This window comes from Chitinophaga sp. 01L420, from assembly GCF_056399985.1.
Window position 1 is genome coordinate 114,997 of record NZ_JBFTSK010000005.1, and the last position, 20,956, is coordinate 135,952.

The 20,956-nt window shown below is 43.4% G+C and carries 17 protein-coding genes and 1 tRNA gene; 8 read left to right on the forward strand and 10 right to left on the reverse strand.

Annotation, left to right across the window (positions count from 1 at the left end; all coding sequences use genetic code 11):
- Positions 1–65: 65 nt before the first annotated feature.
- Positions 66–1,604, forward strand: coding sequence for a YifB family Mg chelatase-like AAA ATPase (locus AC1DP6_RS06920; protein ID WP_477054163.1), 1,539 nt, complete (start codon positions 66–68; stop codon positions 1,602–1,604).
- Here AC1DP6_RS06920 and AC1DP6_RS06925 read toward each other — a convergent pair.
- Complete coding sequence (locus AC1DP6_RS06925) at positions 1,601–3,727, reverse strand: elongation factor G (protein WP_477054164.1); 2,127 nt, start codon at positions 3,725–3,727, stop codon at positions 1,601–1,603. The two genes, AC1DP6_RS06920 and AC1DP6_RS06925, sit on opposite strands and share 4 nt — an antisense overlap.
- Positions 3,728–3,876: 149 nt before the next feature.
- Between AC1DP6_RS06925 and AC1DP6_RS06930 the strand changes: the two genes are divergently transcribed.
- From AC1DP6_RS06930 to AC1DP6_RS06940, 3 genes are all read left to right on the forward strand, one after another.
- Positions 3,877–5,655 carry an ABC transporter ATP-binding protein gene (locus tag AC1DP6_RS06930; RefSeq protein ID WP_477054165.1) on the forward strand — a complete coding sequence of 593 codons (1,779 nt, stop codon included), beginning with the start codon at positions 3,877–3,879 and terminating at the stop codon, positions 5,653–5,655.
- A 73-nt stretch (positions 5,656–5,728) separates the two neighbouring features.
- Positions 5,729–6,172, forward strand: coding sequence for a DUF983 domain-containing protein (locus AC1DP6_RS06935; RefSeq protein WP_477054166.1), 444 nt, complete (start codon positions 5,729–5,731; stop codon positions 6,170–6,172).
- Positions 6,173–6,606: 434 nt separating this feature from the next.
- Positions 6,607–7,080, forward strand: coding sequence for a hypothetical protein (locus AC1DP6_RS06940; protein ID WP_477054167.1), 474 nt, complete (start codon positions 6,607–6,609; stop codon positions 7,078–7,080).
- Positions 7,081–7,095: 15 nt separating this feature from the next.
- Here the strand turns inward: AC1DP6_RS06940 and AC1DP6_RS06945 are convergent, their stop codons facing one another.
- The 4 genes from AC1DP6_RS06945 to AC1DP6_RS06960 form a co-directional block, all read right to left on the reverse strand.
- The gene (locus AC1DP6_RS06945) at positions 7,096–9,552 is read right to left on the reverse strand and encodes a TonB-dependent receptor (protein ID WP_477054168.1); all 2,457 of its coding nucleotides are present in this window, start codon (positions 9,550–9,552) and stop codon (positions 7,096–7,098) included.
- A gap of 93 nt (positions 9,553–9,645) precedes the next feature.
- Complete coding sequence (locus AC1DP6_RS06950) at positions 9,646–10,002, reverse strand: hypothetical protein (protein WP_477054169.1); 357 nt, start codon at positions 10,000–10,002, stop codon at positions 9,646–9,648.
- Positions 10,003–10,045: 43 nt separating this feature from the next.
- Positions 10,046–11,629: a DUF1501 domain-containing protein gene (locus AC1DP6_RS06955; RefSeq protein WP_477054170.1), complete on the reverse strand. Its 1,584-nt coding sequence runs from the start codon at positions 11,627–11,629 to the stop codon at positions 10,046–10,048.
- Between the two features lie 18 nt (positions 11,630–11,647).
- Positions 11,648–13,282 (reverse strand): DUF1800 domain-containing protein, encoded by a 1,635-nt coding sequence (locus AC1DP6_RS06960; protein WP_477054171.1) that lies wholly within the window; start codon positions 13,280–13,282, stop codon positions 11,648–11,650.
- Positions 13,283–13,921: 639 nt separating this feature from the next.
- On the opposite strand from AC1DP6_RS06960, the gene AC1DP6_RS06965 reads away from it, so the two are divergent.
- On the forward strand, positions 13,922–14,206 hold the full coding sequence (locus AC1DP6_RS06965; RefSeq protein ID WP_477054172.1) for a helix-turn-helix domain-containing protein: 285 nt from the start codon (positions 13,922–13,924) through the stop codon (positions 14,204–14,206).
- A gap of 51 nt (positions 14,207–14,257) precedes the next feature.
- Here AC1DP6_RS06965 and AC1DP6_RS06970 read toward each other — a convergent pair whose 3' ends face one another.
- Positions 14,258–15,436, reverse strand: coding sequence for a thiolase family protein (locus tag AC1DP6_RS06970; RefSeq protein WP_477054173.1), 1,179 nt, complete (start codon positions 15,434–15,436; stop codon positions 14,258–14,260).
- Between the two features lie 159 nt (positions 15,437–15,595).
- Here AC1DP6_RS06970 and AC1DP6_RS06975 point away from each other — a divergent pair.
- A tRNA-Lys gene (locus tag AC1DP6_RS06975) sits at positions 15,596–15,669 on the forward strand.
- 225 nt (positions 15,670–15,894) lie between these two features.
- On the opposite strand, the gene AC1DP6_RS06980 is transcribed toward AC1DP6_RS06975, so the two are convergent.
- Positions 15,895–17,418, reverse strand: a complete 1,524-nt coding sequence (locus AC1DP6_RS06980; protein WP_477054174.1) for a serine hydrolase domain-containing protein — start codon at positions 17,416–17,418, stop codon at positions 15,895–15,897.
- A gap of 341 nt (positions 17,419–17,759) precedes the next feature.
- Between AC1DP6_RS06980 and AC1DP6_RS06985 the strand changes: the two genes are divergently transcribed.
- Complete coding sequence (locus tag AC1DP6_RS06985; RefSeq protein WP_477054175.1) at positions 17,760–18,344, forward strand: hypothetical protein; 585 nt, start codon at positions 17,760–17,762, stop codon at positions 18,342–18,344.
- 218 nt (positions 18,345–18,562) lie between these two features.
- On the opposite strand, the gene AC1DP6_RS06990 is transcribed toward AC1DP6_RS06985, so the two are convergent.
- From AC1DP6_RS06990 to AC1DP6_RS07000, 3 genes are read right to left on the reverse strand one after another with little or no spacing between them, the layout of a single operon-like run.
- Positions 18,563–19,495, reverse strand: a complete 933-nt coding sequence (locus AC1DP6_RS06990; protein ID WP_477054176.1) for a HipA domain-containing protein — start codon at positions 19,493–19,495, stop codon at positions 18,563–18,565.
- A 4-nt stretch (positions 19,496–19,499) separates the two neighbouring features.
- Positions 19,500–19,826, reverse strand: coding sequence for a HipA N-terminal domain-containing protein (locus AC1DP6_RS06995; protein ID WP_477054177.1), 327 nt, complete (start codon positions 19,824–19,826; stop codon positions 19,500–19,502).
- Complete coding sequence (locus AC1DP6_RS07000; protein ID WP_477054178.1) at positions 19,819–20,100, reverse strand: helix-turn-helix transcriptional regulator; 282 nt, start codon at positions 20,098–20,100, stop codon at positions 19,819–19,821. The genes AC1DP6_RS06995 and AC1DP6_RS07000 overlap by 8 nt, the downstream gene beginning before the upstream one ends.
- Positions 20,101–20,531: 431 nt before the next feature.
- Here AC1DP6_RS07000 and AC1DP6_RS07005 point away from each other — a divergent pair, with 431 nt between their 5' ends.
- Positions 20,532–20,666 carry a hypothetical protein gene (locus tag AC1DP6_RS07005; protein ID WP_477054179.1) on the forward strand — a complete coding sequence of 45 codons (135 nt, stop codon included), beginning with the start codon at positions 20,532–20,534 and terminating at the stop codon, positions 20,664–20,666.
- The last annotated feature ends 290 nt before the right edge of the window (positions 20,667–20,956 follow it).

A 20,956-nucleotide genomic window follows, 5' to 3' on the forward strand; every position in this document is an offset into this window, starting at 1 on the left:
ATCTGCTCACAAATCCRTAATTTGAAATTCGTAATTCGTAATTCTATAGTTAACCCAACATCCATATGATTGTTAAAACCTTCGGCAGCGCTATACAGGGCGTTAATGCCATCACCATTACCATAGAGGTAAATGTATCTTCCCAGGGAAACAGGTTATTTATAGTAGGCCTGCCGGACAATGCGGTAAAGGAAAGTGAGCGACGTATTGAATCCACTATTCAATGTATGGGATTCCGCATGCCACGAACCCGGACAGTGGTAAATATGGCGCCTGCAGATATCCGCAAAGCCGGTGCCGCATATGATCTGCCCATTGCAGCCGGCATTATGGCGGCATCCGGGCAAATACCAGCCACCTACCTGGAAGCCTATCTGATGATGGGAGAACTATCGCTGGACGGTACCATACAGCCCATTAAAGGTGCTTTGCCTATGGCTATGCAGGCACAAAAAGACGGCTTCCAGGGATGCATACTTCCCAAACAAAATGCACAGGAAGCCGCAATGGTGAATGGATTGAAAGTATATGGCATTTCACATATTTCAGAAGCCATTAACTTTTTCAATGATCCCAACACCTTGCAGCCGGTAGTACCGGCAAGGGATGAGTTTTATATTACGCAGGACCAGTTTGATGTAGACTTCAGCGAAGTAAAAGGACAGCACCAGATAAAACGTGCACTGGAAATAGCCGCTGCCGGTGGACATAATGCTATTTTAATTGGTCCGCCGGGCGCCGGAAAAACCATGCTGGCCAAACGTTTGCCTACGATCCTGCCCCCACTTACTCTGCTGGAAGCACTGGAAACCACTAAAATACATTCGGTCGCCGGCAAGCTCCCACAACATGCTTCACTGATTGTACACCGGCCGTTTCGTTCGCCACACCATACCATCAGCGATGCCGCGCTGGTAGGTGGAGGCAGTATTCCACAGCCCGGAGAAATTTCGCTGGCGCATAATGGTGTATTATTCCTGGATGAGTTGCCGGAATTTAAACGCAAAGTGCTGGAGGTAATGCGACAACCGGTAGAAGAAAGAAAGGTCACCATTTCCAGGGCCAGAATGGCGATTGACTTCCCGGCGAGCTTTATGCTCCTGGCGTCTATGAATCCCTGTCCATGCGGGTATTTCAACCATCCGGATAAGGAATGTTCCTGCATGCCCGGACAGGTACAGCAATACCTTAATAAAGTATCCGGACCTTTGCTGGATCGTATAGACTTACACGTAGAAGTTACACCCGTTAAGTTTTCTGATCTGTCATCGGTTCATGCCACTGAGAAAAGTGCGTGTATCCGTGACCGTGTTATTGCTGCACGTGGCATACAGGCAGATAGATTTGCCGGCTATCCGGGTATTCATTGTAATGCGCAAATGCATAGTAAATTACTGTCGGCGGTATGTGTGATCAGTGATCAATGCAGGGCGCAACTGGGGCAGGCAATGCAGAAATTAAAATTGTCGGCGCGGGCTTATGACAGGATACTGAAGGTAAGTCGCACGATTGCTGACCTGGAAGGGAGCAGGAGTGTAGAACCTGCACATATGGCGGAGGCCATACAGTTCAGGAGCCTGGACAGGGAAGGATGGGGTAATTAAATACTCAGATCCTCCTTATAGCTTTCACTTAATTTTTTCTGCATTTCTGCGGGTACCGGCGCATATTCTGCAAACTGGGATTTCAGTTTTGCCTTGCCTTGTGTCACGTTACGCAGAGCAGCGAAGAGCTTATCTATTTCCGCCTGGGGGGTGCGTGCTTTAATGACCTGGTAGCCATTCAGTGTATCCATCCCCGTTATGATGCTGCGATGTGTTTGCAGTTCACTCATAATATCCCCCATCATTACATCGGGAGCGATAGCTTCCAGGTCATATACCGGCTCCAGCAACTGCGGGGCCGCCTGGTGGAAGGCCTCACGGAAAGCCATCATACCGGCTATTTTAAAGGATATATCATTGCTGTCTACCGGGTGCATTTTTCCATCGTATACGCTTACCCGTATATCGCGCACATACGATCCCGTTAGTGGCCCCTCCTGCATTTTTTCCATTACGCCTTTGAGAATGGAAGRCAGGAAACGATTGTCGATGGCTCCACCTACAATGCAGTTATTGAACACCAGTTTGCCTCCCCAGTTGAGTGCTATTTCTTCTGTGTCACGCACCGTATGCTCTTTATACGGTGGTATACCCTCATACCAGGGCTCTATTTTCATATATACTTCTCCAAACTGTCCGGCGCCGCCGGATTGCTTTTTATGGCGATAGGAAGCCTGTGCGGGCTTTTGTATGGTTTCGCGGTAGGGGATTTTGGCGGTATGGAAGGCGATCTGCATTTTATAGATGTTTTCCAGCCGCCATTTGGTGACGAGTAAATGCAGTTCTCCTTGTCCATGGAGAATCACCTGTTTCAGTTCCCGGTTGAATTCTATCAGCAGGGTAGGATCTTCCATGTGGATTTCCGCTAATACTTCGCTGAGTTTTTCATCATCTCCCTTATTCTTTGCTTCAATGGCTACACGCACTTTAGGGGAGGGAAAGTCGATGGGGGCAATTTCTCCGGGGAAATTCTTTTCTGCCAGGGTATGGTTGGTGAAGGTGTTTTTCATTTTAAGGGTGCAGCCGATATCTCCTGCCTGCAGGCGTTCTATGTTGTTACGGTTTTTACCGTCTGCAATAAACAGCTGGCTGATACGCTCCGTCGTGTTTTCCTGCGCATTGATGAGTTCCATACCGCCTTTCACTTCTCCCGACATTACTTTAAAATAGGTGAGCCTGCCTATGTGTGGCTCCTGTAATGTTTTGAATACAAACAGCGCAGCAGGGCCGGCAGCATCGCAGGGAACGGATTTTCCATTGGTAGTGGTTTCTGCGGGCATTTCTACCGCAGAAGGGGCCACATTGTCTATAAAGCCCATCAGGCGGCCACTACCCATGTTCATTTTTGCGGATAAGCAGAACAGGGGGAATACCTGGTGATTGAGCATGCCTATTTTGATGCCTTTTCTCAGTTCATCCTCATCCAGGCTACCTTTTTCGAAATACAGCTCCATGAGCTGATCATCATTTTCGGCGGCTTTTTCCACCAGCTCGTTGTGCAGTTGGTCGGCGCGCTCCTTTTCACTGTCTGGAATGGGGAGTTTTTCGGGTTTACCGCCATTTTCGGGGAAACGGTACATGGTCATTTTCAGGAGATCGATGATGGCATTGAATCCCGGGCCCTGATTGACGGGATACTGCATTACCGTAACAGGGTGTCTGAGTATGCGGACGGCATCTTCCACTGTTTTATTGAAATTGGCTAATTCGGCGTCCAGTTGGTTAACCGCCAGGATGGTGGGTTTCCGGTACTTATCCACATAATCCCATACCAGCTCGGTGCCTACTTCCACGCCATATTGGGCATTAAGCAACAGGACGGCCGTATCTGAGACGCGGATGGCCGCAATAACTTCGCCTATAAAGTCTTCCAGGCCAGGGGTATCAATAATATTGATTTTATAGTCTTTCCATTCTGTGTGCATCAGGGTCGCATATACGGAGTTTCCGCGTTCATGCTCAATTTCATGGTAGTCAGAAATTGTATTTTTTTCTTCTACAGTACCGCGTTTACTGATGATGCCGGCTTCGAATAACATGGTTTCAGAGAGGGTCGTTTTGCCGCTTTTGGGTGCACCTAACAGTACGATGTTTTTGATGTGTTTTTCATCATACGTTTTCATATGTGGAGATTTATTTAGATAATCCTTTATCACCTATGCCTTAAAAAGAACTTACTATTAAGTTAACGTTTTTTGGCTAAAATAGCCAGTACTTTTCCCCGCAATATGTGGCAACATGCAGTAACTTTGCACCTCAGGAAATCGGACATATGAAACTATTACTGCATTATTTAAAGAGATATAAATGGTTGGTCGTATTAGCAATGGCTTTGGCCAGTATTAACCAGCTTTTCTCACTGATGGACCCGATGATCTTTGGATGGATCATTGACAGGTTTGCATCTCATCCCCAGGCAACTACCAGAGGGGGAACTATATTCAGGCCGGAAAACGACTATTTATGGGGCGTACTGCTGTTGGTGGGCGCTGCCATAGGTGTGGCCATGGTATCCAGGATCGCCAAAGCATTCCAGGATTATTTTGTGAACGTAATTGTTCAGAAATTCGGGGCACAGGTGTATACAGACGGCCTTAAGCACTCACTGCGACTGCCTTATCAGCAGTTTGAAGATCAGCGCAGCGGTGAAACGCTGGCTATTCTGCAAAAAGTAAGGGTAGACTGTGAAAAGTTTATTACTGCTTTTGTGAATGTGTTGTTTGTATCCATGATCGGCGTTGTGTTTGTAATGGTGTACGCAGCTACCGTGCACTGGACGCTGCCTTTCGTGTACCTGACTGGTTGTATTTTACTGACGATCCTCATGAGTTTACTGAGCAGGAAAATTAAGGTGATACAGAAGACGATTGTAAAAGAAACCACCGCACTGGCAGGATCTACTACCGAATCGCTCCGTAACATTGAGCTGGTAAAGAGTTTGGGGTTAACCAACCAGGAAATACGGCGGTTAAATTCCACTACCCTGAAAATTTTAATGCTGGAACTGAAAAAAGTGCGGAGCATCCGCAGTATCAGTTTTGTGCAGGGTACTTTTGTGAACCTGATGCGCTCCAGCATCTTGTTCCTGTTGTTATTTTACATTTATCACGGCACCGTGAGCATAGGCCAGCTGATGACATTGCAGTTGTACTCCTTCTTCATCTTTGGCCCGTTACAGGAGTTGGGTAATATCATTCTCAACTACCGTGAGGCGCAGGTATCACTATTAAACTTCCAGGGCATTCTGAGTACGCCGGTAGAAGAAATGCCGGCGAACCCGGTAAAGGTGAACCATATCAATGAACTGATGTTTAAGCAGGTAGGGTTTAAACACCTGACTGCGGCGACCAAGGCGCTTGATCAGGTAAACTTCTCTGTAAAAGTGGGCGAAACAATTGCCTTCGTAGGACCTTCCGGATCCGGAAAAACCACGCTGGTAAAGATGCTGGTAGGGTTATACAAAGCGAACGAAGGGCATATTTACTATAACGGCGTAGATGCCAATGAAGTGGATATGGAAGAACTCCGTCACCAGGTGGGCTTTGTAACGCAGGATACACAACTGTTTGCAGGTACTATCAAGGAAAACCTGTTATTTGTAAATCCAGGTGCCAGCGATGCAGAGGTAATGGAAGCACTGGACAAAGCGTCCTGTTATTCTTTACTGGCGCGGGCTGACAAAGGTCTTGAAACAGTGATTGGAGAAGGTGGTATTAAAATCTCCGGTGGAGAGAAGCAACGCTTATCCATTGCCAGGGCGCTGTTGCGCAAACCACGTTTGCTGGTATTTGACGAAGCTACATCTGCGCTGGACTCTATTACAGAGGAAGAAATTACGACTACTGTTCGCGAGGTGACTTCTACCAAGCAGCATATCACGGTGATGATTGCGCATCGTTTGAGTACAATCATGCACGCCGATCGCATTTATGTGCTGGAAAAAGGCCGTATCGTGGAAGTTGGCAAGCATGAAGATCTTGTAGATGAAAAGGGCCTGTATTACGCCATGTGGAGACAACAAATTGGTGAGCGGAAAGTAGAAGCAGTATAAAGTACGAAGCGGAAAGGCTGGCGGGGGTAGCTTCGCCAGCCGGTTCCTGATTGTAATTGATTAATTTTGTAACATGAGTACACAACAGCCCAGGCGCCCTAACTATTTTGTCAGCATGCTGACAATGAAATGTCCGAGATGCAGGAAAGGAGATATGTTCAAAGATCAGAACCCATTTCAAATCAAGTTTTCGAAGATCTTTAACATGTATGATAACTGCCCTGTATGCGGACAAAAGTATGAGCTGGRAACCGGCTTCTGGTTTGGAACTGGCTATGTAAGCTATGCGTTATCAGTAGCTTTCAGTGTATTTAACCTGATCTGGTATGCGGTGTTTTTTGGTATTACCTGGAGAGATAACAGCATATTTATATGGCTTGGTATAAATGGCGTGTTGCTGGTACTTATTCAGCCCTGGCTGATGCGATTGTCGCGGGCTATCTATCTTTACTTCTTTGTGTATTATGACGAGGATACGGCAGCATTGGAAAAACCGGTTCATCATCATCAGAAATAGTTAAAAAAGTATGGGGCTGTAAAAACAGCCCCTTTCTTTTTCAACCAAAATCTGAACCAATGGTGGTCAGAAAAATCTTAATAATACAAAAACCAATTTTTTTTGAAAGCTGAGGGAATCTGTTTTTTCTTCCTGGCAGGACATTCAGTATGACACTTACATAACGAGGCTCAAAACTACAAAATCTATACTTATTTTACTTAATTATTTACATCAATGGTAAATAGCCCAATCAATTGTACCACTAAAACGATTTTATTTATCAAGCCCGTCTGGTATGGATCTTCATCAGCTAAGGCAAATTTATATAAATTATAAAAACAAATAATGTTAAATAATTAAATAATGTATAAGTAAGCGTTATATATGAATTCGCCCAGATGAACAGATCCATAAAAATTCGATAGCTTTATCTTTCCAAACATCAACTTATCGTGTACAGAACTTTACTATTGATACCTATTTTATTGTTGAGCTGCCAGCAGTCTACTCCCGGAGAAGCTGCCAAAACAAACAGCATTGCGAAACCGGCGGAAAAAACGAAGCCCATCCCATTTAAACTGATCAGTGGAAATACGGAGAGTGACAGTGCAGTATTTGAAGCAAAAGGAATTACGGCCACTATTGTTAATTCATCGGCAGGGATGCAAACGATTCATATCACGCAAAATGGCAAGCGGCTGATCAACTATATGCGCGCAGTTGACTCCAGCGCCAAGGCCATACCGTTACCTGAACTGCTTATTACAGCAACGGATACTGCTGTAGGGTTTAACATTCCATCGCCATCTGCCAGGAAATTCTTCTTCAAAATAAAAAATAACAAGGCCACCTATACGAAAATAACAGATGCACCGGCGGGCCCGGACAGCATAAAAAAAGCCCCTGCTGACGCAGGAGCCTTTTAAAAAAGCAACCTATATTTATTTAAAGTCAATCGGAATCACCAGCTTGAGGCTGAAGTTCCGGCCTACATTATATACGCCGGATCTGCCGGTGACTTCATTGATGGGCGCATATTTCAGCCTGCTGAGGTGATTCTGGTAAGCCACATCTGTAAAGTTATTCACTGCAAAATGCAGGGAGAACAATGTTTTGTTTTTCTTATTCACGAAATCAGATCCCAGCCCTGCGTTAAATAAGGTATAACCTGGAGTAGTGGTTTCAGTTTCATATGCCGTGAATGCATTGTTTTGTGCGAAGTTCACATCCATTTGTACTCCTATGTAAGCATTCTGTAAAGGACTTTTACCTACTTTCTTAAACTTCCCTTTCAACTCGGATAACCAACGGGTAGCCGGAATATTGGGCAGGTATTTCGTAGAGTCGGTACCGTTACTGGTAGTCGCCCTTACGTAAGAAACCGTGTTTTCAAAGTGCAGCCAGTCTATCGGATGCGGATGTATATCCAGCATCAGTTCACCACCATAAAGGTTCGCATCTGTTTGCTGATATTTAAAAGCGGAATATCCTTCTTCGTTATCTGTAGCCGGGATAGAGTCGGAACCTGCCTGGTTAAAGAGTTTACGGGAGAAGATGAAGTTATTGATATGATTGTAAAAGAGACTGGCGTTTAAGGAGATATGCTGCGTATTGAAGTCTACACCAGCATCTACCTGTGTGCTTACTTCCGGCTTCAGGTCCTGGTTACCATATTCATATTTGATGGTGCCTTCGTGTACGCCGTTGGCAGAGAGTTCTGCAATATTAGGCGCCCGAAAACCTCTGGCAGCATTGAGTTTCAATACTACACGATCGCTGGCTTCATAGCTCAAACCCACGCTACCGGATACATTGGAGAAGTTGCGTTTAAACGCATCAAACTTTGCATCCCCGCTACCTGAGGGTTTGCCGGAGGCGTCCAGGAACAGGGCCTTGGAATTCATGGACCGGTTATCATACCGCACACCACCACTGAGGGTCAGCTTATTGAAGGTTTTGCTGGTTACTGCGAAGGCGCCAAAGTCGAACAGGTCATATGCCGGGATGAGGAATTCCTCGCCTTTATTTTCGTTGGTTTGCTGCATACCATTCACACCTACTGTTGTTTGCCAGCCATTCATTTCAGGCAGGTAATATTTCAGGGCGTAGTTGAATGTTTGCAGGTGCAGGTACAACCCGGGGGTATTGGGATTCAGCGGATCCCCGAATTCACGGCGCTGGTTAAGCTGATAACCCAGGGTAAGTCCTAAACGACCGCCATTATTCAGGTACAGGTTATTATCCCATACTATTTTCTGGTGATTGATCTGCTGCTTAGGCACCGTCATGCGATACGACTTGTTGTCGCTGCTGGTCACAGGCGCTTCATCTGCCACCCCATTATTGTTGATGGGCTTTACAAAACCGCCGGTGCTGTCGCGGTCACCTTCTACGAGTCCCAGGTGCTGATTAAAGGAAGAAAAGCTCAGGTGAGAATATCCCCATTGTTTATTGATACCGATAGTAGCACCATAGTTGGTGTTATTAAAGCGGGAATTAAAGACGTAGTTATCGTACTTGTTTTTATAATCGTGTGCCTGTTTCTGCGTAACGTAAGCGCCCCAGCTGAAACCATTATTATTCCCGGCGATATCTGCATGATACGCCATCAGCCCACTATTGGTTTGATAGTTGGCTTCTACATTTCCTTTTATTTTTCCAAGTGGCAGTGGTGCAGGCGGCACAATGTTGACTACCCCCGCCAGTGCATCTGATCCATAGATGAGGGAAGCAGGTCCTTTCAGGACTTCTATCCGGCTCACATTATAATCATCTATTTCAATACCATGTTCATCGCCCCATTGCTGGCCTTCCTGGCGGATACCATCTCCCACTACCACTACACGGTTGTAGCCGAGACCACGGATAAAAGGTTTGGAAATAGCCGGGCCGGTAGAGAGTTGCGTAACACCGGGTACTTTGGCAATAGCATCTATGATGTTGGTCGAGATATTATCGTCCAGATAATCACGACGGATTACACTGATCGGCGTAGGTGTTTTCTTTACAGAAGTGGCCAGGTTAGCGCCGGTAATGACTACTTCATTTTTTTCTATCAGCGTTTCTGCCAGCACAAAATCCCTGGTGGTAGCACCGGATATAGTTACTGGTTCAGTGTAAGCAGCATAACCGATATAGTGAACATCCACCAGGAATTTTCCTTTAGGAAGATTTTTGATCGTGTAATTTCCCTGTGCATCGGCAGCAGCACCTACGCGGAGATCCGGCAGGTAAACCGTAGCGCCGGGTAAAGGTGTTTGTGTTAATTTATCCACCACCTTACCCGATAATGAGTTTGAATATACCCCTTCTTCAGGGTTAACGCCGGCATAGGCAGCAGGCAATGCCAGTAAGATTACACTCCAGAGTCCGAGTATAAATACACGCAAATAATGCATATCTGAAAATATATAGAATCAGTAAAGATTGGACAGTCGCCAATATTGAATAGCAAACGCGCACAGATTGTTCACGCTGCAATAAAAAGAGGATTATGCAACGACTATCGGAGGTGCCCTGGGAGTGAGGTTATAATAAGCAGTATGCGTGGTTTCCGGTATGGACAGCGGGTAAAATACCCAAATTACTTTTTGAACCGAAGCTATATAATAAGTGACAAATGGCTCATACGGCTCTATGCCTATTTGCAGGAAATCGCAGTGACGGTGGTGTTCAGAAATGGTAGCACCATCGTGCTGGTGTACCACATCCACCGTGTCGTGATGGCCTGAAAATTCGTGTATAAACTCCCTTGGGATGGTATTTATCGCAAATACACCCAGGAGAATAATAGCTAATATTTTATGGAGATAGCTTTTGTACACGAAGGCAAAGGTAGCAAAATCCATCTATTTGCAACAGCGTTGCACGATTATTAATGAAATTATAAGGTCATTTTACTTTGAGCATAGGCCATACCTGCTGTATTGAACCATTTTGGAAACGGGCATAATAAATACCAGCGGGCAATTGCCGGCCATCGAATGTAATTTTATAGGTACCCGGTGTATGCACACTATTTACCGGTACGCTGATGAGGCGGCCGGTGGTATCAAAGATCTGGATCATGGTATTGCCACTGCCGGTGATATAGGTAATATACGTATAGTCAGCAAAGGGATTGGGTGCGTTATAGATGAGCTTTTTACCATCTGTGCTCAGATCCGGTAAACCGGTGATTGTACCGCAAGCCACGCCACTGACCAGGGGCAGGCGTTGGTAATCTTTCCCCATAATTTTTTGCAACGCGGTTTGATCCACACAAAACCATTGCTCCAGGATAGAAGCGTAGATGGATCTGAAATCGTATTGCATGGGGATATTATCAATCACAGAGGAAGTATCCGGCAGAGCAGGTGAGTTACCCAGCACGCCCTGATTGACGTAATCTCCAAAAATGATCATGGGAGCCGCGGCGCCATGGTCGGTACCCATGCTATAGTTGGACTTGATACGGCGGCCGAATTCAGAGAAGGTCATCCCTACTACTCTACGGGAAGCGTGCAATCCTTTAAGATCATCCATGAAAGCCTTGATGGCATCGGACACACCGCCCAGCAGGTTGGCGTGACCACCTTTGCTGGTATCGCCTCCTTCTGTTTGATTGGCATGTGTATCAAAACCACCGGTGCTGACCATATAAAGCCTTGTTTTGAGTCCACCGGCTACCAATCGTGCTACTATCTTCAACTGCTCCGCCAGGTTGTTATTGGCGGGATAAGCACCCTGTGCTGTCACTTTTTTAGCGGCAGCCAGGATAGCCGTTTCATAGGCGTTAGTTTGTTTGGCAATGAGGCGGATATATGCCAGTTCCTTACCTGCTTTGGTATTGGGAACGGGATCTGTCACCCCATCAATCAGGTTATAAAAATCGTCTGCGCTCGTAATGGCAATACCCATGCTGGCATTAGGTCCCTGGAAAGCAGGCGACACGATAGATCCTATCTGTATGGCCAATGGGTCCGGTGCTTCTGCATTCGGGTATCCATCGGGAAAATTATCGTATTGTGTATCGAGGTAGCGGCCTCCCCAGCCGGTAGTCAGTACTTCGTTGGAATCGGAGCCGGTGAGCCATATATCGGTGGCGCGGAAATGCGAGTAGTTGGGAGAAGGGTATCCCACACTTTGCACAATGCTGACCTTACCATCGTTGTATAGTTGCTGAATACCTTTCATCGATGGATGCAGCCCGGATTTGATGTAATTATCCAGGCGGAGTACTTTACTTTCCTGAATGGCAATATTGGTACGTGCTGCCTGGTATTTACCATATACATCGAGTGGTATCACCATGTTCAGCCCATCGTTTCCTCCTGTCATCTGGATCATTACCAGCACGTGATCATTATCTGTTGAAGCGCTGCTCAGCGCGTTCAGCATAGGAGAGGAAGCGAAGGCTTTAATGGAAAAGCCGTTAATTAAAGTAGGCAGGATAGCAGCTGGCGCTGTATATTTAAGGAAGTCTCTTCTTTTCATAAAAAGGTTTTTCAGCTATCAGGCTAATTGATATTCCGATAGGTCCATGATGTATTTATACAGTGCTTTGAGGCGGCTTTCCACGTTGTCTTTTAAGGCTGCATCTCCGGGAGATGCTTTATAGGCGTTCCAGGCATCGGTCCAGTAAAAGTTACTGTTAGGACTTTGGCCGAAGAGGATAATGCTGTTTTTCAGGAAAGCTTTCGTAGCATCGGAAACGCCTACACGATATAATATATCCAGGGAATCGCTCACCAGTGCTACCGGGTCTTCCGGGTGTGGAAGCTGGCTGGCAAAGGCGATGGTATCTATATGGAGACCGCCGAAGCCGCCCGTGCTGACGAGGGCATCACTTAGTTTGTTGCGTTTAGGGAGTGTATCTGTGTTGATCCACAATTCATGAAAGGAAGGTGCCTGGTAATAGGCATCCCATCCGGCTACCAGTGGAGGGTCACCGAAATCCTGCAGCATGGTAGCAGCTCTTCCGTGAATGGCAGTCCAGACGTTGTAACGGCTTGGATAGTCAGCAGGAAAAGTGATGCCGTATTCGCGACAAATACCAATACAAAAATCTGCCGGGCTTTTAATGAGGCAGGCCATGTTTAACGGATCAAAAAAATGTTCGCTGGTAAACAGGGCGTTGAGTGTGGTTTTTATATCGTATTGACTGCTGCGGAATATTTCCGCGAGTGGCGCTATCACGTTGGTTTCTGTGGCCTGGTCTATATCATAATAAACAAAGAAGCGGTATAGTTTCCGGCAGATAAATTTTGCAACTTCCGGTTGTGCAAAAATGATATCGAGCAGGTTATCTACTTCAGTAGCGCCATCCTGGCCGGTTTTTCCGGAGATGACTTTATTGAGATAGAAACCTGAAAATTGTTTATTGGTGAGATCATGCTGGGTGGTATCGAAGAGGCTCACGATGTTTGTTCTGTCGACCCGAAACCCGGTGAGGACGCGGGCAGTGGCTCTTACGTCATCTTCCGTATAATGGGAATCCGGTCCTTTTCCTACGGTAAAAAGTTCGTGCAATTCGCGCGCATAGTTTTCATCGGCGGCTCCTTTTGAGTTGAGATAACCGTTGAGATACACGAGCATGGCGGGATCGAGCGTGATAGCTTTTGTGAGATCCTTAAAATTGCCGAGGGCATGTTTGCGTAGGGTGAGGTTGTACTGGTAAATAAAGCGGCTGTCACCTACCATACCAGTTTCCGTAACAAAATGATTATGCCAGAAAAGCACCATTTTTTCGTGTATGCTTGCGGGTTGGTTTATCATTTGTCCGGTCCACCAGGCTTTATAGGAAGCTATTCTTTTCCTTTCCAGCATTTCATCGCCGAGCGCGGCTCTTACCCAGGTAGCGCCGGGAGCAACGCCGGTAGCATCGATACCGTAGTTATTTACGGGTGGTGCGGGATCTGCCTGTGCGGTGAGCAGGGTATCTACTGCCTGCTGCATATTCATGCTTTTAAAGGCATTGACATTAGCGGGCGAAACACCGAATAAGGTACGTTTCAGCAGGTGTATCAGTTGTAATGATTCCCAGTTGCCGGTATAGGGCGCCATGCCAGTGTCGGTACGTGCCGAAGCGACAGCATTCCGCGTATTGCTGCGATCAGGCGATAAGGTTAGGAATTGTCTGCGATCCATAAATGTGATATGGTTGATGGCTTAGGGGGCCGATTATGGAGCCAAATTAACAAAAAGTTTAATCTAATTAAAGAGAAAGACATATTATATTATAAAGAAGTATCAAAAAGATTCTTCTACTATCATTTTAAAACCAGAATTATCATTTTAACACTCTAATAATCATTCATTTACGAATAAATTTATTTGTGTACGCATTATAAAATGTCTAACTTTGGAAAATGTCTGTCGATATACAGACATGCCAAAAGGGAGCTGCCGGTTCCTGGAAAGAAAGACAGTCCCTTTGGCTTTTTCTGTTGTTACACAAAAAAAGAATTCAAAATGATTAAGTTAAAAACGGCGATTCGCCAGTTTGTATTCCGGTCCGGATGTTTTGCAAATTCCCTCACTCATCAACCACCCGATTTTTTTAACAGTCGTTAGTACCTGAAAAACGGTAGCTGATGTTTTCCCGTTTTTTACCGTCGTTGACGGTAACGGGTAGCTTTTGCTCAAAATGAAATTCTCTTTATCAAAAAAATGTCGCTCATATCAATTTAATTCAATTAATATCAACGAATTACATATTACAATACAAATATAGTCATTTATTGTTACAGCGACACAAATTTGTTACAATTTTAATCATAACGACCCATGTATCCTTACAATAAACGCTTCATTAAATTGATCCGTAAAGAACTAAAACTTACACAACATGAAATGAGTAATCTTCTTGGCATATCACGCGGGAGCTTTGTTACCTACGAATCAGGAAGATCAAAAGGAAGTCATTTTTTCCATGAAAGAATGGTCGCACTATTTGGGATCGACCTTCGGCAGCCGGCAGACTTTCACGGCATTGTGTTTAAAGATCCCCGCAAAATAAAGGCAGCCTCGTTCGCACACCTCCATCAGCTGAAAGTATACGATCAAACATAAAAAAAGGAGCCCGTGGGCTCCTTTTTCCGTTATAAAGATGAGTTGACCGTATTAACTGATATTTTCTATGATACCTGCAATGCCTTGTCCACCGCCTACACAAGCGGTTACGATACCATATTTTTTATTGAGTCGCTTTAAATCGCCCAGCAACTGAACGGTTAATTTCGCACCGGTACATCCCAGCGGATGTCCCAGTGCAATAGCACCACCATTGATATTCACAATATCCGGATTGATACCCAGCTCGCGGACAACAGCGATAGCCTGAGAAGCAAATGCTTCATTCAACTCCACCAAATCGATGTCCTGTAAGGTTTTGCCGGTACGCTGCAATACTTTCGGAATAGCTGCAACCGGGCCCACACCCATAATACGCGGATGTACACCTGCAGAAACACAACCCACCAAACGGCCGATAGGCTTCAATCCCAGCTCATTGACCATACGCTCACTCATTACTACCACGAAAGCTGCACCATCAGAAGTCTGTGAAGAGTTACCCGCTGTAACAGAACCACCTGCAGCAAAAACAGGTTTCAGTTTACCCAGCGCCTCCAGTGAAGTATCCGCGCGCGGCCCTTCATCAGTGTCCACCACATAAGAACGTTTCTGCCTCTTCCCATTACCATCTACATACACTTCTTCTACATTAATGGGCAAAATGCCTGGCTTGAAATAGCCATTCTGAATAGCATTCAATGCCTTCTGATGCGACTTAAATGAGAACTCATCCTGGTCCTGGCGGCTTACTTTGAATTCATTAGCCACTGCTTCAGCGGTGAGTCCCATGCCAATATAATAATCGGGATTAGTACTGGCCACAGTATAATTAGGAACTGTTTTCCATCCTGCCACCGGTACAAGGCTCATGCTCTCGGTACCACCGGCAATGATGCAATCTGCCATCCCTGTCTGGATTTTAGCCGTTGCTATTGCAATGGTTTCCAGTCCGGAAGCACAATAACGATTTACCGTCATGCCCGGAACATCAATACCTAATGCCCTTACAGAAATCATTCTACCAATCTGTAAACCCTGTTCTGCTTCGGGTACCGCATTCCCTACAATCAAATCGTCTACCCGCTTAGGATCCAGTTGTGGCAAGGATTGCAACAACCCGGTGATTACATCTACAGCCAGGTCATCTGGTCTGTAAAAGCGAAATCCCCCTCTTTTGGACTTGCCCACCGCGGTGCGGTATCCGGCTACTATATAAGCTTCCTGCATGAAAAAATTTTTTATAATGAGCTAACGGTTAGATTATCAACATAATGGGTATTTATCCACATTTCGTCCTTCTTATCAAATTTAATTAAATAAAGTACACGAATATTCAGAAGAACCGTTAAATTTGCACTCACGTTTTTTAACAGGAAACGTTGGAATGACTCCTTAGCTCAGTTGGTTAGAGCTACTGACTCTTAATCAGTAGGTCCAGGGTTCGAGCCCCTGAGGGGTCACCTTAAAGGACATTTCGGTATTATTACTGGAATGTCCTTTTTTTATTTCTTCAAAAGCCTCGCCCGAACTACAGATCAAACGAACGGCTTTATTGATACAAGGAGTTCGATAATTAAAAGTCAATTTTTCCGGATAGATCGAACTTACGATCAGGCGCTTTTCTAATACCGTTGACGAAATTCTTATTTCCAGGTAGCGGGCAATATACACGCTTTGTTCTCTTTTTAATCCATTATTGACACCGGAAAAACTTCATTGATTTTATGGGTCCCTTCCTTAATCAAAACCTCGTTTCCATTATCCCCAATTTTAAAATTAATCAGGTATTTATTAATCTTCGATAGCATATTAAACTCGATTTCAAATTCATTGGAGGCTTTCCAATATCCTCTTAACGCATATAGATGACCTGAACCGGCATCTTGATAAAATTTATATGCGGCACCAATTCCCAAAGGATAGATGATGGTTTGTTCCCCGGTTTGCTTTAACATAAGAGATAGACTCCCTTTCTTCCATATAATTTCGGCGCTTTTAATAGCTAAGCTGTTTGTTGGGAAAATGATCGTCTTATTAAACAACTTCCCTTTTTCTGTAGCATTGGAAATGTACCCGGGCGAATCGATAATCACTTTTGCCGCCTGAAGTTCCATTTTTTTAAAGCTATTAAAGGCTACAGGATCACTTTTCAATTTTTTATCAGAGTGAAGCGAATGACCAATAATATCACCAATCCATTCCTTCTCATCATCACCAAGTCCCCCTGCCGTGACTACGACAATTGCATTGTGTATGGAATCGATATGTAGCCTTTGTGTGCCCCTGCCTTCTGCATTGTAGCTATGATCCTTGTCGATCCAAAAACCATAGCCGTAGCCATTTCCGTTTGAAAATACCGTGTTCATCGATTTGGATTTTTTTACCCAGTCCGCGGAAATAATGGATTTATTATTCCACTTGCCACCGTCTAACAGTAGTTGGCCAATTTTAGCAAGATCATGTGATTTTAGGGCAAGATCTCCCCAACCGTAATTAATACCATGATTATTTTTCGACCAATAAAAGGACTTTATCCCTAAATCATTAAAGAGATATTTTTTAGCAAAATCTTCAGGGGATAATCCAGTTGCCCGATAAATGATTTCGGCCAATAAGTAATAATTGCAACTGCAATAAGAGAATTGGTGGCCGGGACTAGCTACAAAAGGAATATCGAAAATAAATCCGGGCCAATTGTCTGATGGAAATAATTCATTGAACAGACTATCTTCATTTGAAAAGCCACAATCAAAACCCGACCTCATGGTGAGCAGGTTTTTGATTGATAATGTTTCAAAACCCTTTCCCGTCAATTTGATCTCTGGGAAAAATGATGAAACCAATTGATCTTCACTCTTTATATAGCCTTTATCTATAGCTATGCCAATAAGTATGGATGTTATTGATTTTGTGCAAGATGCTATGTCATGCCGTAAATCTGAGCGAAAAGGATAAAAATAGGTATCAAGTACGATCTTCTTATTCCGTACGATTAAAAGGCTGTGAATATTTATTTTGTTTTCTTTCACATAAGTAAATATATCACTTAAGCCTTTTGAGGACAGCCCTTCGTCTTCCGGTGCGGAGAAAGAAAATGCTTCATCCGGGATCGCAGGTTTAGGAACTTTTGTTATTTGAGAAAAAATAAGCACTGTTTTAAACAGCAACAGTAGCAATAAAGTAATCCTTTTATGGTGGGAGCTATGCATAAATGGAAATTAATATATATGGGCGAAAATAAAAAATTGCCCTGTCAACTGATTTATCTCAGGTATTGGACGTCATACCAAGCCTGATTATCAATGCAGCGAACCGAAAACATACATCCAACCGTTACCATAAGCGTTTACCCCTACAGATTCGCTTAGTGAGCCTATTGTACAGCTACTGCAATGGACTCCGTGAGGTCTGCGAGAGGATGTTGGCCTTTGAAGGCTAGTTGTCCCATCTGAGAAACCTATACCAGGAAAAAGAGGCATTAAGGGATTGTTTTTTCAATAAAAAATAAATAATACATTTAGAAAATTTGTCAACAATTTAAACGCCCGCAATGAATTATCCGGCTACTGGTTCTAAAAAGCAACTTGAAAAAGTTTTAGATGGATTATCACTCATGATTATATTTACCATAGTATGGGTAATAATCGGCGAGGTAACATTGCATGGCCGTGATTATTGGCTTATAGGAGTTGTGTTTACCCTGATAGTTTTATCGTTTTTAGCTTTTTATGCAAAGTTCTATGCGATAGCCAAAAGATTACCCGAAGACCCAGTTGTTGTTAATGAGGATAAGAAAACGAAGAGCAAAAGATTCATTATTATTTTCATTGCCGAAGGTGTTGGCATATTGGTAATTAAAAATGTTTTGGTAAATACCGGCCACGACAACTGGTTTATCCCAGGTATTGCATTAATTGTTGGCTTACATTTTTTCCCTTTAGCCAAAGTATTCAACCGTACGTTTGATTATTTTGCGGGGGCATTTGTTTGCCTGATTGCTATAATAGGGTTTGTATTGATCAGTAAAGGATTTCCTGCTTATGTAACAACACCGGTCATCAGCACCGGATGCGCACTTGCAACGTCCGCCTATGGTACAATGATGATTCTTAAAGGAAAGAAAATACAGTCCTGATAGCAGGCTACTATTATTGCTGCTCTGCAATAGATAGTGTTATTTCAAATTGATCTATTCCTTCTATAGCAGCGCTGCTTCAATACCAGGCGATAGCTGCGGAAAGAGATATACTATTCGAAGTAAGCAGGTATAAAGGGTTTATTCAAAAGACCGGATGCAAAAGCGCATATCAGCACCTTTGCCCGCATTACTTATGAGGCATGAAGCCGCTTTGATTAACTGAATATTTTCTGCTTTTGGAGCCAGATTTGTTTATATTTCTCTTTACTTACCTCATCTAAAAAAGATGCAGTAATTAACGCTTCAACCTTATCATTCATTGAAGCAAACTTCCTAAATGTATTGTTCCTTACTTTCTCCAGGATATTTAAACTGTCTGCGAGCGTTATAAAATCTGTTAATTTGATTTTTTTCTTTTTCGCATTCAGTGTTAAGGCCAGATCCTCATCGTCAGCCGGATTAACCATATTTACATTTAGTAAATCATAGGCCGGACACAAAACTATTTCTGAATCGAGGTGAAGTACTGAAAAATTTTTCAAATGCATATCATTATTTCCTGTGAGGTATGAAAATAACACCACTTCAAAATAATTCAATAAGTCRAGTCCTTTGTTGGTGCAATATTTAGCAATCAACTTACCAATTTTCTCGTAGGAGCCTTTGTACTTGTTCTCTGTCAGAAACTCTGACAACTGGCAAAAATCCTCCATGTGAATTTTCTGTCCGTTCTTCCTGTCAAGCCTTTTTGCAATGTAAACCATACTTCCATCAGTAGCTTTCAGCAAAGTATGCTCACATACCTGTATTTTAAAAAGAGAAGCAAGATGCATGGTTAAATCTTCGTTCTCAGGCATCAGATGATATGACTGATGCTGCGGTTTGAGAATATACTCTCCCCACAACCCTACGATTGTTAGCCTGGTATCCTGCGTATTATCATCAACGCCTTCCAATGCAACAGATAACTTAGGCTGCACACCTGTAACAGCAATTCTCTGATTAATGGTTTTTTCCGCCAACTCTTTCAATAATTGCTTATCCAACAACAATTCAGGTGCTTTTTTCTTGTCGAAAAAAGTTTCACAACACTTAGTATGATACTGTTTCTCGCCTGCATCTTTATAACAAAACCAACAATTTGCCATCGTGTTAATTATTATCGTCAGGAATTATACTTACTGCCCCTATTGCATCTCTACATGTTTGCAACAATAATTCAAACCTGTCATTGGATTTTATCTTCCAATGCGTTGTGGCTATATCCAATAACCAGCCTTCCGGTATTAAGCCATCAAAGAATGCAAACAAAACCTTGCTTAAATATGCACCATCTGTTAAAGGCAACGTAAGACTAACCGGCTTTGCATTATTGCAGCTCAGGTATGTCCTATCATAAAGGAAAACATAACCGTCATCCGTTTCAGATATAATACCTGCTAGTTTTTCACCGTAAAAAACTTTTCCTTTCTTACTCATTGTGATATGTTTTAGATGCAGGAACCAATTCCATTCCGAATAGTGCAAGCAGCTGATTTACTTTATCCATCCTCATGGTTGTTTTTCCCTGTTCAATTTCTCTGATCAACCGTAACCCCAAACCTGATTTAAGTGCAAGATCATATTGCGTCATACCATGTTGCTTACGTTTGAGTTTAACTAATTCAGATAGGTTATTCATTGTATACCCTTTAGGGTATAAAGATAATAAATAAAACATTGCTATACCCCAAAGGGTATAGTTTAATTTCATACACTAGATTTTATACCCTTTAGGGTATAAATAAATTTAAAAACAGGTTACCAAATTAAAATGCAGCTCAATAAAAGCAGATTTGCAGCTCATTTTGAACTCCATTTCAATGGCGCAGGAGCTTTATTTAGCCAATAGATGGTTGATGGCAGAAAGTATTACAACCTAAGGGTGTCCTTCAACAAAACTTTCAACATTAAAAAAATTTCATTAAATTAGATAGAGGTACTAATCCCAACTTAATTAACCCAATAAAGTCAAAAGCCCGTTTATAGTTTTCCTTGGCATTGATCGCTTCACCTTATACATCACCTGTAATAAATAAGCTTAAGTATTATTAGCACATTGATTACATGCTGAACAACCGCTCCATGATGGCATTGCCCTTAGGCTAAAGACAGGAGAGGACTATTCATTAAATGTTTTCCACCATGAAACAGAACGCAACACCCAAAAAACTCCAGTTGGCGAAAGTGAAAATTGCTACTCTAAATCCACCCAAAGAGAAAGGAGCTGTTTGTCTGACATCCCTGGCGCAAACCACCTGCCCCCATTGCAATTTGTAAATGATTGCATTGAGCAAGTACGTGATAAACAATGTCAAAGGCCATCACAAAGTGTCGTTGACATTGTTTGTCCTTTAGTCTGGTTCATTTTGAGAATATCACCTTAAATCACGTCTATTCCCGCATCTGTACGACAAACTACAAATACTTCCCAATCACCACATTCTTCCTCACCCAATACCTCCCCCACCAACTCATACCAACTGCAAAAAAGAAAGTGATAAAAACTTCACCATGCCGGCAAATTAAAATCCAGCAACAAAAGCTGATACCATACCACAAAAATATAA